General features: G+C 58.2%; 15 protein-coding genes. 13 read left to right on the forward strand and 2 right to left on the reverse strand.

Translation table 11 applies throughout. The annotated features are described in order from the left end of the window. Positions 1-46 precede the first annotated feature (46 nt). A complete protein-coding gene (locus tag BLL38_RS03880; RefSeq protein WP_020300786.1) occupies positions 47-622 on the forward strand; it encodes an aromatic-ring-hydroxylating dioxygenase subunit beta in 576 nt (191 codons plus the stop codon). An 84-nt stretch (positions 623-706) separates the two neighbouring features. Here BLL38_RS03880 and BLL38_RS03885 read toward each other — a convergent pair whose 3' ends face one another. Further along, entirely contained in the window at positions 707-1,447 is a 741-nt protein-coding gene (locus BLL38_RS03885; protein ID WP_047530986.1) for a DUF2889 domain-containing protein, read from the reverse strand. A 101-nt stretch (positions 1,448-1,548) separates the two neighbouring features. Here BLL38_RS03885 and BLL38_RS03890 point away from each other — a divergent pair, with 101 nt between their 5' ends. Then, entirely contained in the window at positions 1,549-2,349 is an 801-nt protein-coding gene (locus BLL38_RS03890) for an SDR family NAD(P)-dependent oxidoreductase (RefSeq protein WP_020300784.1), read from the forward strand. Positions 2,350-2,550: 201 nt separating this feature from the next. Here the strand turns inward: BLL38_RS03890 and BLL38_RS03895 are convergent, their stop codons facing one another. Further along, the gene (locus BLL38_RS03895) at positions 2,551-4,182 is read right to left on the reverse strand and encodes an ATP-dependent acyl-CoA ligase (RefSeq protein WP_032904478.1); all 1,632 of its coding nucleotides are present in this window, start codon (positions 4,180-4,182) and stop codon (positions 2,551-2,553) included. 184 nt (positions 4,183-4,366) lie between these two features. Here BLL38_RS03895 and BLL38_RS03900 point away from each other — a divergent pair, with 184 nt between their 5' ends. From BLL38_RS03900 to BLL38_RS03950, 11 genes are all read left to right on the forward strand, one after another. Continuing rightward, a complete protein-coding gene (locus BLL38_RS03900; RefSeq protein ID WP_032904476.1) occupies positions 4,367-5,098 on the forward strand; it encodes a TetR/AcrR family transcriptional regulator in 732 nt (243 codons plus the stop codon). A 346-nt stretch (positions 5,099-5,444) separates the two neighbouring features. Next, complete coding sequence (locus BLL38_RS03905; protein ID WP_020300781.1) at positions 5,445-6,509, forward strand: amidohydrolase family protein; 1,065 nt, start codon at positions 5,445-5,447, stop codon at positions 6,507-6,509. Beyond that, positions 6,509-7,360, forward strand: a complete 852-nt coding sequence (locus BLL38_RS03910) for a fumarylacetoacetate hydrolase family protein (protein WP_020300780.1) — start codon at positions 6,509-6,511, stop codon at positions 7,358-7,360. Before BLL38_RS03905 ends, BLL38_RS03910 begins: the two co-directional genes overlap by 1 nt. A gap of 13 nt (positions 7,361-7,373) precedes the next feature. Continuing rightward, positions 7,374-8,276 carry a 3-hydroxyacyl-CoA dehydrogenase gene (locus BLL38_RS03915; RefSeq protein WP_020300779.1) on the forward strand — a complete coding sequence of 301 codons (903 nt, stop codon included), beginning with the start codon at positions 7,374-7,376 and terminating at the stop codon, positions 8,274-8,276. Continuing rightward, on the forward strand, positions 8,273-9,448 hold the full coding sequence (locus tag BLL38_RS03920; RefSeq protein ID WP_020300778.1) for a thiolase family protein: 1,176 nt from the start codon (positions 8,273-8,275) through the stop codon (positions 9,446-9,448). Before BLL38_RS03915 ends, BLL38_RS03920 begins: the two co-directional genes overlap by 4 nt. Position 9,449: 1 nt before the next feature. Next, positions 9,450-9,953 (forward strand): carboxymuconolactone decarboxylase family protein, encoded by a 504-nt coding sequence (locus BLL38_RS03925; RefSeq protein WP_020300777.1) that lies wholly within the window; start codon positions 9,450-9,452, stop codon positions 9,951-9,953. Positions 9,954-10,092: 139 nt separating this feature from the next. Then, positions 10,093-11,370 carry a cytochrome P450 gene (locus tag BLL38_RS03930; protein WP_020300776.1) on the forward strand — a complete coding sequence of 426 codons (1,278 nt, stop codon included), beginning with the start codon at positions 10,093-10,095 and terminating at the stop codon, positions 11,368-11,370. A 113-nt stretch (positions 11,371-11,483) separates the two neighbouring features. Then, a complete protein-coding gene (locus tag BLL38_RS03935; protein ID WP_020300775.1) occupies positions 11,484-12,791 on the forward strand; it encodes an amidohydrolase family protein in 1,308 nt (435 codons plus the stop codon). Positions 12,792-12,901: 110 nt separating this feature from the next. Next, positions 12,902-14,050 carry an acyl-CoA dehydrogenase family protein gene (locus BLL38_RS03940; RefSeq protein WP_020300774.1) on the forward strand — a complete coding sequence of 383 codons (1,149 nt, stop codon included), beginning with the start codon at positions 12,902-12,904 and terminating at the stop codon, positions 14,048-14,050. Continuing rightward, positions 14,050-15,123 (forward strand): acyl-CoA dehydrogenase family protein, encoded by a 1,074-nt coding sequence (locus tag BLL38_RS03945; RefSeq protein ID WP_020300773.1) that lies wholly within the window; start codon positions 14,050-14,052, stop codon positions 15,121-15,123. Before BLL38_RS03940 ends, BLL38_RS03945 begins: the two co-directional genes overlap by 1 nt. Next, complete coding sequence (locus BLL38_RS03950) at positions 15,120-15,920, forward strand: crotonase/enoyl-CoA hydratase family protein (RefSeq protein ID WP_020300772.1); 801 nt, start codon at positions 15,120-15,122, stop codon at positions 15,918-15,920. Before BLL38_RS03945 ends, BLL38_RS03950 begins: the two co-directional genes overlap by 4 nt. Positions 15,921-15,937 lie beyond the last annotated feature (17 nt).

The following is a 15,937-nucleotide window of genomic DNA, read 5'->3' on the forward strand; positions in this document are numbered from 1 at the left end:
GGTAACAGCATTCACGAGTACAAGAATAAAAGTTAAGGAGTTACTCATGGCTCAGGTTCAACAACGCGGTGTGGAGGATATCCAGCCGGGTTCCCCAGTCGGTACCAAGCGAGTACCGGTGGGTTCGCCGATTTACAACGATGTGGTGACCTTTCTCTACGAGGAAGCCACGCTGCTCGACCAGATTCGCCTGCAGGAGTGGGCCGAACGCCTGGACACCGACCTGGTGTACACCGTGCCGCTGCGCCAGACGCGCTTGGCCGCCGAGTTGAAAACCACCATCGTGCGCAGCGTTCAGCATTACCACGATGACTACCGCTCGATCATGGGCCGAATCCTGCGCCTGTCCGGCAAAAGTGCCTGGGCGGAAGATCCTCCTTCGCGTACCCGACGTCTGGTGACTAACGTGTTTGTCGAAGAAACCGACAAGAGCGATGAGTTTGTGGTGACCAGTTACCTGCTGCTGACCCGTAGCCGTTTCAAAGATCACCATGTCGACATTATCAGTGGCGAACGGCGTGATGTGCTGCGTCTGAGTGAGGCGGGATTCAAGCTGGCGCGGCGCGAAGTCATCATCGACCAAGCGGTGCTTGGAACGCCAAATCTGGCCGTCTTCCTCTAGGCATTATCGGCGGTCTGGTTCGAATCCGGATCGCCGGGCCTTGCGGATGATGGTCGCGCGGCTTTTGATATGGGAGCCGTGTGACTATTGGTGCTGCCTAAGCCACTCCTGGTCCTGGGCGCACAATTTGAACTGTTCATTGCTGAAGTCCAGCGTCGAACCCTTCATGCGCAGTGCCTGTTCCGCGCGTTCGGGTTGTTGGCTGTAGCAGCGGCCGGTGTTCAGGGCATGAATCTGCTCGTCGAGGTTGTACGCGCGCCCCATCGAAATCAGGGTGCAGCGGCGAAGTAAAAGAGCCGCTTCGGCGGCTTCTTCATTGAGGGCATTCAGTGCCCAGCGTGCCATGCCTTCGCGAAGATTGATGCCGCAATAGGGTGAGGGTCCTTCGATCATGGTGCCGTCTACTTCCCAGGTCAGGTCTTCATTGCCATCGCGTACCAACGTAGAGCGGGTGCGGTTGTCGATGCGCTGGCCCACGCTAATGTCATAGCGGCGCTGGCGGGAGCCACGTGCGGCAGCAGCAATGGCGAGCCCCGCGAGATCGAGCAAGTGGGTGCATTGATGACTGGCGTCGGTCTGCCGGGTGACTGAATGGGCTATCCGGTCCAGCTTCATCCCCCGCAATTGCTGTAATTGATTGCAAGCCTGCGGGCACAGGGAATAGGGATAGCGCAGCGCTTCACCGCCAATGGCGATGACTTCACCTGCGCGGTAGCTGACCCACACCCGGAAGTGGTGGAAGTCGTCTTCCAGAGCGGCGCGAACTTCGCCCGTGCCATTGGCATGCTGAGCAATGATGTCTACGCGGCGACGAAATGCAGTCATCCTCAATATCCTTGTTTCAATGCTGTTCAGGCTGACGAAATAAGCTATATTTGAACACTATAACCAAAAATGTTCACTAAAAAACAAGAAGTGGAGTGACTATGGCACTGCTAAATGAACAGGTTGCGCTGATTACTGGCGCAGGTGGCGGAATCGGCCGCGGCATTGCGCTGAACTTTGCCAAAGAGGGCGCTGCCGTGGTGGTCGCCGAGCTGGATGTCACCAGTGGCGAGGCCGTAGTCGCCGAACTCAAAGCGCTGGGTGCCCAAGCGGTGTTCATCAAGACTGACGTGTGCAGCAAGGCCGATATCGAAGCCGCCGTGCAATTAGCCGTTGATCAATTTGGTGGCCTGGACATCCTGGTTAACAATGCCTTTGCACCCACCCCTAATGTCCTTCTGGAAGAAAAAACCGACGCGATGCTGGAGCAAACCCTCGGCTCTACAGTGTGGGCGGCCTGGTGGGCGATGAAAGCCGCACTGCCGCATATGAAAGCGCGGGGCGGTGGCAAGATCATCAACTTCTATTCAATCGATATCGAGATCGGCGCCTGGCTGCACGGCGATTACAACACGGCCAAGGCAGCGATCGTCGGGCTGACTCGCAGCGCCGCCTCTGAATGGGGGCGGTTCAACATTCGAACCAATGCCATCGCACCTACCGCGATGGGCGCCACCTTCCACAAACTTGCCGCAGAAAACCCGGGCTTTGCCGAAATGTCCGCTTCAATGCGTCCGCTGGGCCGCTGTGGCGAGCCTGAAGCCGACATTGGCCCGGTGGTGGTATTCCTCGCGTCGGAGATGTCGCGCTTTATCACCGGCGAGACCATTCACGTCGACGGTGGCCTGCACCTACCCGGTTACAACTCCCGCCCCAAAGGCATTCCCGTGCGCGAGTATTGATTTCACACGATTAATGCAGGAGCGAGCTTGCTCGCGATGGACGTTAACGATAACGCGCACGTTCTTGTAAAACGCGTTGTCCTTGAGTTCATCGCAAGCAAGCTCACTCATACAAAGGCGACACCAGGCCCAAGAGAAGCGAAAGCTCGCTTCAAAGCGGGCTTTCGGCGTTGGATGGCCGACACATGCCAGGTAGTACTGTTACTTTTTGGACACCACGATCGATGTGGTTTCCAGATCCCAGGTGGCGTCGGTTTTACCTTCATCGCGCAGCAGATACTTCAACACCCGGCCCTGCGGATTTTTCGGCAAGCTGCTGCGAAACTCGATGTAGCGCGGCAAGGCATAGTAGGGCACCGAGTCGGTGGCCCAATGGAACAGTTGCTCCGGCTCAAGCGTCACGCCTTCATGCAGCACGGCAGTCACCTTCACATCATCCTCGCCTTTATCTGAAGGCACGGCATGCACCGCCACTTCGGCCAGTGCCGGGTGAGAAGCAAAGGCTGCTTCCATTTCAAAGCTGGAAATGTTCTCCCCCCTGCGACGCATGTAGTCCTTCTTGCGGTCGACAAAGTAGAAGAAGCCAACATCATCGAATTTGCCAACGTCGCCGGTGTGGAACCACATATTGCGCATCAGCTTCTGGGTATCCTCCGGACGACGCCAGTAGCCCTGGAACATGATGTCGGGACGGAGCGGGCGCACCACGATTTCGCCAGGGGAGTTGGGCGGCACTTCCTGATCGAGGTCGTCGACGATCCTTACGTCAAAATCTGCAATACGTTTACCCGACGAGCCGGGCGCGGCGTATTCCCCGGCAGCCAGCGAAGTGATAACGCAGGCTTCGGTCAGGCCATAGCCGTTGCCGCCTACCAGCTTGGTGCCGAAGCGCTCGCGCCAGATCTTTTTGGTTTCTTCGGTATAAGGGTTGCCACGGGCGGTATGGATCTGCCCGACGCAGCGCAGCATCGCTTCGTTGTCTGGCGCCTGGGCGAGGAGGCCGCCCATGCCACCCAGGATCGAGGCAATGGTCGCGCCCGAGCGCTCCACTTCCGGCCAGAAATTCGAGACCGAGAATCGCGCAAGAATGGCGGCGCGCGCGCCCACCAGAATGCTGGCAATGATCGATACACACAGCGCATTCATGTGAAACAGCGGCAGCGGCGTGATGGTGACGTCGTCGGCACTGGCCGGACCGGCACGTAGTTGCAGGCGCGCCAGATTGCACATGAAGTTGTAGCTGATCATGCAGCCCTTGGAAGGGCCCGTGGTGCCCGAGGTGTAAATCAGGCAGGCAAGGTCTGAAGGTCGCGGTTTATTGGCGAGTGGGGTGGCGTCATGGCCACGCCATTCATCCAGTGGCGCAATACGAATCGGGCAATCAGGAACTGCCTCGAGGGTGCCACGGTGAAGAATGTGGTGTACGTCCTGCAGTTGTTCGGCGAGTGGTGTGATGCGCAACAGGTAGGCCGCTTCGCAGATCACCACCGAGGTGCCGGTATCGGCGATCTGATGGCGGAGGAACTCGCCCTTGAGCGCGGTGTTGATCGGCACACTCACGGCGCAGAGCTTGTTGATGGCCAGCCAGGTGGTGACGGCATCGATGTTGTTATCCAGCATCGTCAGCACGGTTTCACCGGCCTTGACGCCCAGGGTGGCAAGTGCGTTGGCCATCTTGGTGGAAAGTGAGTCAACCTGAGCATATGTGTATAACTCACCGCTGAAATCCAGCAATATTTTGTCTGGATGCCTTGCTACCGCACGATCTAACGCATCAATGACAGTGTCTCGTTCTCCCACTGTCCAGGTGTCTGGATTTCCACTGCTACCCATCAGTTTTCTCCTTTTAGGCACCCATAACCGGTCGGGCTGCCTGATTTTATTTTGAAGAGAGAATCCAATTCTAAATACAAACTCATCAAATGTCTTTAGCAATAAGTTGAACATATAGTGTTATTTATGCACAGATCCTGTGGTAACGTTGCACAATCTTTACTCTTCATGAGCCCGTCACGCCATGCCAAAAGTCGCATCCAAGAAAGCAGAGGCGCCTGCGCCGGCTCCCAAATCCAAAAAAAATGCGCCATCTGAAGCAGGGGCGAGCCCGGCTAAACCCGTAGAGCGACGTGCTGCTGCCAACTCAGTGGCAGGCACCAAGGTCAAGCCGAATCGCCGTTCGGAAGAAACCATTGCCAACATCCTTAAAGCCACTGAAGAAGTCGTGCTGATGTCTGGCGCGGATCGTATTTCGATTCTGGATGTGTGCCAGGTAGCGGGCGTTTCCCGTGGCACCTTTTATCGCTATTTCGCCTCGCAGGAGGACTTGTTGGACACCTTTTCGCGCCACAAGCGCGAAAGCTTTCACAGCTCGCTGTCCCAGGAACTCGGTCACATCAGTGATCCGGAAGCGCGCTTGAATGCGCTATTTGCCTATCTTGATAACTATCTAGAGCAAAGTCGGGCTCGTCGTCTTCTTGTGGTTGCGCCCGACTACGCGCTGGGCTTCTTCCGACGGATTTTCCACGATTCGATCGTGCGCTTTCAGGATGGCCTGGGCATCGTTTTCGACGACTGGGACGAACGCCTCGGGGTGCGTCTTGACCGTGAGCTGATCTGCGAAATGATCATTCGTTACGTGTTGAGCGAAATCCTCGTGCCAGAAGCCGCAGGGCGTCGATTGTTCCCGGTCCGGGTGAAAAAACTCCTGGGCGCGCTGATCATGGGTTCTACCTCGCGCACCCGCCGCTGACCTTAAAGAACTACCCATCGCGCTAACCAAAGCCCCCGTTTATCGGGGGCTTTGCGTTTTCGTACGCGAATTTTCTGCCACCTGCATTCCATTCTTTTTCAAGGCTGACTCGTAGTTTTTAACCTCGCAAAGCATTTTTCGACTCGGGTCGAGGGCTCTGGGTCAGGCCTCTCCGCGCGCCAATAAAATAAATTGAACAGTATTTTGATTTATGATCAATTTAATCTTAAGCTCTGGTCTTAGCAGTGAGCCGTCGGCTTCCCCTTTTCGCGGCAATTTGATCCAGGCCGCGTGAAGGCACCGCGCAAATAACCAACAAAAAGTGCCAACTTCGAGGTACCTAAACATGCTTATCGATCTTCACGCCCACGCACCGCACCCTGGCTATTACAACCAGCACCCTCACTGGGGGCCGTTCTTCGAGCAGCACGCCGATGGCGATATCAAGCTGCGTGTAGGTGACTGGATTCTCGGTCTTGGGTCGCCAGAGCGTAAGGCTGCCGTGCGCTCCGGCAAGGGTCCCAAGCTTGAAGAGTATTTTGCGCGCTGGGCTGATCCGAAAGTACGCTTGGCTGGCATGGACGCAGCGGGACAGAATTTGCAGGTCGTTTCCGTCCCATCCCACTGCTACATGTACTGGACCGAAGCCGAATTCGCCGTACCTTTCGCCCGCACCGTCAACGAGACACTCGCGGAATACTGCTCCGCGGCCCCTGATCGCTTGATGTTCTGGGCTCACGTGCCTTTGAATGCGCCAGAAGCGGCGGCGGCTGAATTGCGTTACGCCTGCACCGTACTGGGCGCTAAAGGTCTGGTTGCTGGCGGCGCCAACTTCGGCGGCCTGGAGTTCGATTCGCCGGAACTCGACGTGGTGTGGAAAACCCTCTGTGACCTGGATCTGCCGATGTTTATTCACGGCTACAACCAGTCGGTCACCTGGGGCAAGAACGCCAACGACGACCGCTACGAAACTACCGCGATCGTGGGTATGCAGTACGACGAAAGCCGTTGTTTCTGGAACCTGATTTGCGGCGGCGTGCTGGATCGCTTCCCCGACCTTAAGGTGTACATCACCCATGGCGGCGGCTATGTCCCGTACCAACTCGGTCGTCTGGCCAAGACCAACGAGAACCTCGACGTCAAATACAACAAAAAGCCGCTGCTCGAGTACATGAAAAACTTCTACTTCGACGTTGAGCTGCATGAAGTACCGATGCGCCAAGCCTTGGTCGATATCATCGGTGCAGACCATGTGCTGTACGGCAGCAACTTCGGCGGTAGCGATGCCGTGCGTCACGACCTGACCCATGGCCTGAAGTTGTCCGACGCCGACTTGCGCAAGATTCGCTATGAAAACGCATGCCGCTTGCTGCACATCGATCCTGCCAAGTTGGGCAAGGTAGGTGCCTGATGAAACTGGCGCGATGTGAGTATTTTGAAACGGGCGTTTTTTGGGCGGTGGTCGATGTCGCCCAAGATCAGGTGACACCGATTTCCGGCAATTTCAAGGATTGGGCGCCCGGCGTGGCTGCCGGACGCGGCATCAGTTCGTTGCGTTTCGCCGGGCCTGCGCTGCCACTCTCCAAAGTGCGCCTGCTGCCACCGATAGAACCCGTCAACCGGGTGGTCGTGGCAGGCGCCAATTACGCCAAGCATTTGGTGGAGTTTGGATTGAGTGCGCCGTCCCAGCCAGTCGCCTTTCTCAAGGCTTATGGCGCGCTGATTGGCGCCAATGACCCGATCCGCTTTCCACCGTTGACTGAGGAGCTCGATCACGAAGTTGAATTGGTGGCGGTCATCGGTACTGACGAGATTGACCTGGAAAACCCGCTCGCTTGCGTGCTCGGTTACACCGTTGGCAATGACGTCAGCGCGCGAGACCTGCAGCGTAGCGGGCCGGCGGGTATTGGCATGGATCTGTTCGCGGCCAAAAGCCAGGATCAGACCACCGGGCTGGGTCCCTGGATCGTCACGAAGGATGAATTTCCGCAAGGGTCACCAACGCTGCGCCTGACCTTGAAAGTAAATGGTGAAACGCGCCAGGACGGCTCCACCGGCGAAATGACCTGGGGTGTTGATCATCTGATCCGCTTTGTCCAGCAGCGCTCGAGTTTTGCCTGTGGCGATGTGTTGTTCACGGGTTCGCCGGCGGGAGTGGGGATGGGCACCGGTCTGTTCCTCAAGGAAGGCGATGTGGTCGAAGCCAGCGTCGAAGGCATTGGCACGTTGCGCAATGTGGTCAGTAAAAAGAACCGCGCCTAATCGAGAGCCAAACATGAACGCCAATAAAGAAAAAGTAGTCGTCGTCGGTGCGGGTCTGATGGGCACCGGTATTGCGCATGCGTTCGCCAGCTCTGGTTTCAGTACGCTGTTGGTCGATACCAATGCCACCTCCCTGACAAACGCCAGGACGAGCATCGAAAAAATCCTTGCCGATGGCGTGCGCCTGGGCAAAGTCAGCGAAGAAAAAGCCCAGCAATCGTTGGCCAATCTACTGACCTGCAGCGACTTGACTGAAGCAGCGAGTGGCGCCAATTGGCTGGTTGAGACGGTCTCCGAGCAGTTGGCAGTGAAGAAAGCGGTGCTCACGCAAGCGGCGCCACTGCTGGCACCGGACGCGATTATCGCGACCAATACGTCGGCCCTCAGCGTGACCGAAATTGCGGCGTCAGTGGAGTGTGCAGATCGCGTGATCGGCATGCACTTCTTCAACCCTGTGCACAAAATGAAACTGGTGGAGCTCGTGCGGGGGTTGGCTACCAGTGATGAAGTGGTGAATCGCACTCGCAACCTGTGCGATCAGATCGGCAAAACCTCCATCATCGTCAATGAATCGCCCGGACTGACCACCAGCCGCATGTCCGCACTATTGGGCAACGAGGCGATGTGGATGCTGCAGGAAGGCACCGCGACCGCCGAAGACATCGACACGGCACTACGTCTGGGTTTCAACCATCCGATGGGCCCGTTGGAACTGGGTGACCTGACCGGTTGGGATACGCGGCTGTCTGTTCTGCGTTATCTGCACCAGACCTTGGGCGAAAAATTTCGGCCCTGCCCACTGATCATCAAAATGGTCGCTGCCGGACGATTTGGGCGCAAGTCGGGGCAGGGGGTTTACCGCTACGAAGACGGTAAACAAGTACCGGGTTCAGGGCTCAAGGCGAGTGCGTTATGAAAGACATCGTCATAGTTGATGCGGTACGCACGCCAATCGGCAAGTTCCGTGGCAGCCTGGCCGGCGTGCGCGCCGATCACCTCGGGTCGCTGGTGCTCAGTCACTTGCTGGAACGGGTCGATGTGTCGCCGACGTTGGTCGACGATGTGATATTTGGCAATGTCACGCAAATTGGCGAACAGTCCGCCAACATTGCCCGCACGGCCTTGCTCGGCGCCGGTTGGCCGGTCAGCGTGCCGGGGCTGACCATCGACCGTAAATGTGGTTCGGGCGAAGTGGCCGTGCATTTGGCCGTTGGTGCTATCGCGGCGGGTTCCGCTGATATCGTGGTGGCGGGTGGCGCGGAAAACATGAGCCGCGTGCCCATGGGCAGTAACCGTGAAATCCACGGCGAGGCGTTTGGCTGGATGGCAGCGCAACGCTATGAACTGACCAGTCAGGGCGAGGCTGCTGAGCGTATCGCCGACAAGTGGGCGCTCAGTCGCGATGCGCTAGATGATTTCGCTTTTGCCAGCCATCAGCGCGCTGCCGCGGCGTCCGATGCCGGTTATTTCGATAATGAAATAGTGCCGGTTGCGGTCGAGGAGCTACGTGAGCAGGTGCTGACGGAGCCAGCTGTTGTGTTGCGCCACGATGAAACCATTCGTCGTGATACTTCGCGGGAAAAGCTGTCGACGCTTAAAACCAGTTTTCGTCCGGATACCGGCCGCATCACTGCTGGTAACTCGTCACAGATCTCCGACGGAGCAGCGGCATTGCTGTTGATGAGTGCCGAAACCGCGAAAAAACTCGGGCTCAGGGCTCGAGCGCGGATTGTGGCGTTCACAACCGTCGGTTCCGATCCGACATTAATGCTCACCGGCCCGATTGCTGCCACTCAAAAGGTGTTGAGCCAGGCTGGGCTGAACATCAACGACATCGACTTGTTCGAGGTCAATGAAGCGTTTGCCTCGGTGCCGCTAGCCTGGATGCAGGAGACAGGTGTGCCGCACGACAAGTTGAACGTCAATGGTGGCGCCATTGCCCTCGGTCATCCATTGGGCGCCAGTGGTGCACGATTGATGACCACGTTGTTGAACGAGCTTGAACGCCGAGGCGGGCGTTTTGGCTTGCAAGCCATTTGCTGCGCCGGCGGTATGGGCACGGCGACCATCATCGAACGGCTCGATTGAGATGGCACGCCTACCGCTGATCCCGCTGGATGCCATGCCGTCTGCGTTGCAAGACGCGGTAGAGCGGGGCCAGCGCAGTCGCATGCTCAGTTCAACGACGCCGGTGCAGGTCTGGGCTCACCGACCCAAGGTAGCCCTGGCCTGGCTGGGTTTGATGGAGAGCCTGCACAGCGACAGCCTGCTTGATGAGCGTTTGCGCGAGTTGGTGCGGCTGAAAATCGCCAGCATCACCACTTGCCAGGCCTGCCAACTGGCGCGCAAGTCCGACGCAGTGACGGAAGAGGATATTGCGTGCATGGCCACAGACAGTGAGTCCTTCACGCCAGTCGAACGTGCCGCGTTGCGTTATGCCGAATTGTTTGCCAGCGATTACCTGGAGATCGACGACACGCATTTCTTGCGACTCGGGGAGTTTTTCTCTGACGCCCAGGTGGCAGAGCTGGGGCTGTACTGCGCCCTGATGTTGGCGGGTGGCCGCATGACACTGGTGCAGCAGGCCTACTGACACGTCTCGCAGCACAAATAGTTGATCGAAATATTAATAAGTGTCCAATACATATCTAGTCAGGCCTATTATCAGTCGGAAGGTATGGCCTTCAGCAGCTGCCTGACAAAAAATAATGACAAAAATAGCGGAGACGATCATGTCCACACCGGCACAGAACGACCTGACGAAGGCTTTCACCGATGTAGCCAGTAATTATCGCGGTACCAGCGATATCGACCTGCACGCGACCTACCGCGATATGCGCGCCAATTCGCCTGTGCTGCAAGGCAACTTCATGGCGAGTCTGGGCGTGCCGTCGATTGCCGGCCTGGATGCCAGCCGGCCGACCTTCACACTGTTCAAATACGACGATGTCATGGCGGTCATGCGTGACGCCGGCACCTTTACCAGCGGTTTTATCGCCGAGGGGCTGGGGGCGTTTTTCGATGGTTTGATCCTTACCGCAATGGACGGGGATGCTCACAAGAACATCCGTAACCTGCTGCAACCGGTATTCATGCCCGAGACGGTGAATCGCTGGAAGGAAACCAAGATCGATCGGGTGATTCGCGAGGAGTATCTCAAGCCGATGGTGCCGGCCAAGGGCGCCGACCTGATGGACTTTGCCCTGTATTTTCCGATCCGGGTGATTTACTCGTTGATCGGCTTTCCCGAGGATCGTCCCGAGCAGATCGAGCAGTACGCGGCCTGGGCGCTGGCCATCCTGGCGGGCCCGCAAGTCGATCCGGAAAAAGCCGCCGCGGCCCGCGGCGCCGCCATGCAGGCCGCTCAGGCTCTATACGATGTGGTGAAAGTGGTGGTGTCCGAGCGTCGCGCTGAGGGCGCATCGGGCGATGACCTGATCAGCCGGCTGATCAACGCGGAGTATCAAGGACGGTCGCTGGACGATCATGAAATCGCCACTTTTGTACGCTCACTGCTCCCGGCTGCCAGCGAAACCACGACTCGCACCTTCGGTACCTTGATGTCGTTGCTGCTGCAAAATCCGGATGTGCTGGAGCGGGTGCGTAATGACCGAAGCCTTGTAAACAAGGCCATCGACGAAGCGGTGCGCTTCGAGCCTGTGGCCACTTTCAAGGTGCGTCAGGCCGCCAAGGACCTGGAGATTCGCGGTGTAGCCATCCCCAAAGGGGCAATGGTGCAATGCATCGTGACCTCAGCCAATCGCGACGAAGATGCATTCGAAAACGCCGATAAATTCGACATCGACCGCAAGCCCAAACCTTCGTTTGGTTTTGGCTTTGGCCCACACATGTGTATCGGTCAATTCGTGGCCAAAACCGAGATCAACTGCGCACTGAATGCGATCCTCGATCTGATGCCCAACATCCGTCTCGACCCTGACAAACCCGGGCCGCAGATCGTCGGCGCACAGCTGCGCGGTCCGCACTATCTGCACGTGCTGTGGGAGTGATGGGGGGATGCATTTGATTTAATATGAACACATTCAAAAAATGTGTTTAATTAAGTCGAGATGTGCACTATGATTCAGGCACAACAACAAGCCCGAATGCGAAGGGGAAAACAATGAAAGTTGAAGATCTGATTCTTGTCAGTGTCGATGACCACGCGATCGAGCCGCCGAATGCTTTTGCTCGCCACATGCCTGCCCGCTTCAAGGGTCGTGAGCCGCATGTGGTCAAAAAGGGTGATCGTGATGTGTGGGTCTTCGAGGAACAGGCCACTGGCTACATGGGCCTCAATTCCGTGGTCGGTCGACCAAAAGAGGAATACGGCATGGAGCCGCTGGGCTACGAGCAAATGCGCCGTGGCACCTGGAACATCAAGGACCGCGTCGACGACATGAACGCCAACGGCGTGCTCGGTTCATTGTGCTTCCCCACCTTCCCGGGCTTTGCCGGGCAACGTTTCCAGGTACACGCTGATCGCGACGTGTCGATGGCGGCCATCCAGGCCTACAACGACTGGCATTTGCACGACTGGTGCAACGCTGCGCCAGGCCGCTTCATTCCGCTGATGATCGTGCCGTGGTGGGACATGAAAGCCGCTGCTGCCGAAGTCGAGCGTCTGGCCAAACAGGGCGTGCACGCGCTTTCGCTGTCGGACAACCCGGCCATTCATGGCTACCCGTCGATCCACAGTGATTACTGGGACCCGCTGTGGAAAGCCTGCAGCGATAACAAGGTGGTGATCTGCTGTCATATCGGTACCGGCGTGAAAGCTCAACACGCTTCGGATTTGTCGCCTATCGACGCCTGGATCACCTCCATGCCGATTTCCATCGCCAACTCCGCCGCTGACTGGATCTGGGCGCCGATGTGGAAGAAATTCCCGGATCTGCGCATGGCGCTTTCCGAAGGCGGCATCGGCTGGATTCCTTATTTGCTGGAGCGTGCTGACTTCACCCACCGTCACCATAACGCGTGGACCAATTCCAACTTCGACGGGAAGATGCCTAGCGACATCTTCAACAAGCACTTCATCACCTGCTTCATCGAAGATAATTTTGGCCTGAAGAACCTCGATTACTTGAACGCCGAGATGGTCACGTGGGAAAGCGATTACCCGCACTCCGACTGCACCTGGCCGAACTCGCCGGAGACCGCTTGGGAAGGGTTGCAGCACCTGCCCAAGGAGATGATCGACAAGGTCACTCACCTGAACGCCATGCGTGAGTTTTCCTTTGATCCGTTCTCCATCCATGGTCGGGAAAACTGCACGGTCGGCGCGCTACGGGCTCAGGCCACGCACGTCAGCATCGAGCCAGCCCTGGGCTTGGGTGGTGCCGATCACGGTCGCCACGACAACAAGCCGGTGACCTCCGGCGACATCAATGCGATGTTCGCCGAGGCTGACGCGCAAACCGCGTTGTAAGTTGCCGCTGTTCCTACAGTCGCCGGCCAACGGCGACTGTGGAGCGGTTGCCGTTCTGTGGTCGCTTCGTTCGAAGCGATTGCGCCTGTGTTCAGCGTTAGAGAGCGCATATGGCCATCAGTCAATTTTCCTACAGCAATATTCCTCCCGAGGCGGAAGCGCTTCGCACCGAAGTGCGGGCGTTCATTCTCGACACACTGGCCGATTACCCACCTACCTTGAGTGCGCAGTCCTGGATGGGCTTCGACGCGGAATTCAGCAAGAAACTCGGCGCGCGAGGCTGGGTCGGCATGGCCTTGCCCACAGCCTACGGCGGTGGCGAGGCGGGTCCTTTTGCACGCTACGTGATCATTGAAGAATTGCTGGCCTCCGGTGCGCCGGTATCGGCCCACTGGATCGCCGACCGGCAAAGCGGGCCGCTGATCAATCGCTTCGGTACCGAGCAACAAAAACAGCACTACCTGCCAGCCATTTGCCGGGGTGAAAGTTACTTCTGCATCGGCATGAGCGAGCCCAATTCCGGCTCGGACCTGGCTTCGATCAAAAGCACTGCTGTGCGTGATGGCGATAGCTGGCTAGTCAATGGCCAGAAGGTCTGGACCACCAACGCGCACCATTCGCAGTACATGATTGCCCTGGTGCGTACCAGTGAGAAACAAGCGGCCCGGCATGAGGGCATGTCGCAATTCATCGTCGACCTTAGCCTGCCCGGCATCACCATCCGCCCGATTCGCGACCTGGCCGGTGGCGAGCACTTCAACGAAGTGTTTTTCGACAATGTGCGGCTGCCCGCCGATGCCTTGATTGGCACTGAGGGCAAGGGTTGGGATCAGGTGACCGCTGAACTGGCCTTCGAACGCAGCGGCCCTGAACGTTTCCTCAGTTGCATGGCGTTGTTGAAAACACTGATCGACGCAGTGGGCAAGACCCCTGACGCACTACAAGCGCGGGAGATCGGACGGCTGTCGGCCAAGCTGCTGACGCTGCGCAATATGTCGTTGTCGGTCACGGCACAGTTGGCGGCGGGTGAACATCCAGCCTGGGCGGCCTCCTGTGTGAAAGACCTTGGCAATGCTTTTGAGCAGGAAATCCCCGAGGTAGCCCAGCTGTTGCTGGAAACCGAGCCACGGCAGGACGGCGGCAGCGAGCATGCACGCGTGCTGGCCTACCTGACACAGATGGCGCCCTCATTCTCATTGCGCGGGGGCACTCGCGAAATTCTGCGCGGCATCATTGCCCGCGGCCTGGGGTTGCGATAATGCGCGAGATATTCGAAGCGACGATTGAACGCCTGTTTGCCGATCTGGCGACGCCGGCTTACGTGATGGGCTGTGAAGGCGGCGAATGGCCGGCCGAGTTGTGGGCCGCGCTGGACGAGTCGGGCTTCACCCTGGCGGGTGTATCCGAAGCGCTGGGCGGCGCTGAAGCCAGTTGGGCCGATATGTATGTGTTGGTCCGTGCCGCCGGGCGCTTTTCAGTGCCCGCGCCACTGGGTGAGGCCTTGCTCGGCAACTGGCTGCTGAGCAAGGCCGGCCTGGAGGGAAGGGCGGGTGCAATCAGCGTGGCCGCCAATTCCGATCTGGTGCTTGATGGCGAGCGCGTTTATGGCACCGCCTGCTCGGTCCCTTGGGGGCGCAACGTTGAAGCGGTCGTCGCCATCGCTAATAGCCCAGCCGGTGTTGCGCATGTGGTGCTGCTGCCGCGTAGCGCTGCAAGCGAACTGACGTTGAGTCTGAATGTGGCGGGCGAACCGCGCGATGATTTGGGTTTCACTAGTGCCAAGGTATTGGCGCAAGCACCGTTGCCCAGCGGGCTCGACGCCAATGTCCTGGAATTGGGCGGCGCGATGCTGCGCGCGGCGCAGTCCGCCGGGGCGTTGCACGCGCTACTGGACATGACCGCCAACTATGCCAGTGAACGCAAGCAGTTCGGCAAGGCAATCGGTTCTTTTCAAGCCATTCAACAACAGCTCGCAGTATTCGCTGAGCAGGCTGCCGCCGCCGGCATCGCGGCCGAGGCGGCCTTCACGGAATCCAGTGCGGGGCTCGCCGCGCTGACCATTGCCGCGGCAAAAATCAGCACCGCAGAAGCCGCAAGCGTCGGCGCCAGCATCGCCCATTCAGTGCATGGTGCCATTGGCTTTACCGAGGAATATCCGCTGCATCTGCTCACCCGTCGGTTGTGGGCGTGGCGCAGTGAATTCGGCTCGGCCTCCCTTTGGAGTCAGCGTCTAGGCACTCAGATATGCCTGGGCGGCAGTGATGGATACTGGCCGTTGCTCACCAGCCATGGCCAACAACCCTTAACCCGTCTCGCGAGTAATCCGGTATGAGCCCGTTTCTTCAGATTGAGCGTGAGGGCGGCATCGTCACCGTGCGCATGAACCATCCCGATACCCGCAATGCCCTGACGACGCGTGAGCAGATTCAGGAGTTTGTCGATCTCTGCGCCGAGCTGCGCCGTGATATGTCGGTGCGGGTCATGGTGCTCACTGGCAATGGCAGCGCTTTTTGTGCCGGTGGCAACGTCAAGGACATGCACGAGCGCGGCGGCATTTTCGCCGGCTCGCCGTATGAACTGCGCAATACCTACCGTGATGGTATTCAGCGTATTCCCCTGGCGATTTATGAGCTTGATATCCCAGTGATCGCCGCAGTTAACGGCCCGGCAATGGGTGCGGGCCTCGATCTTGCCTGTATGTGCGATATCCGGCTGGCGGCGCCCAAGGCGATCTTCGCCGAGAGTTTCGTGCGCCTGGGCATTGTTCCTGGTGACGGCGGCGCCTGGCTGTTGCCGCGCATCATTGGTATCCCGAAAGCCAGTTTGATGGCGTTTACCGGTGACGCTATCGATGCAGCCAAGGCGCTGGAATGGGGCCTGGTCGAGCAAGTCTGCACCCACGAAACGCTGCAATCGGAAGCGCAGGCGCTCGCGCGGCGAATCGCCAGTAATCCCGGTCATGCGTTGCGCCTGTGCAAGCGTCTGCTGCGCGAAGGCCAACATATGCGCCTCGATTCGCTGCTGGAATTGTCGGCGGCGTATCAGGCGCTGGCACATCACACCGAAGACCATCAGGAAGCGGTAGCGGCTTTTGTCGACAAGCGTGATCCCAATTACCAGGACCGCTGATTACCCATCGCCCAATA

It is taken from the genome of Pseudomonas gessardii (assembly GCF_001983165.1).
Lineage (GTDB): Bacteria > Pseudomonadota > Gammaproteobacteria > Pseudomonadales > Pseudomonadaceae > Aquipseudomonas > Aquipseudomonas gessardii.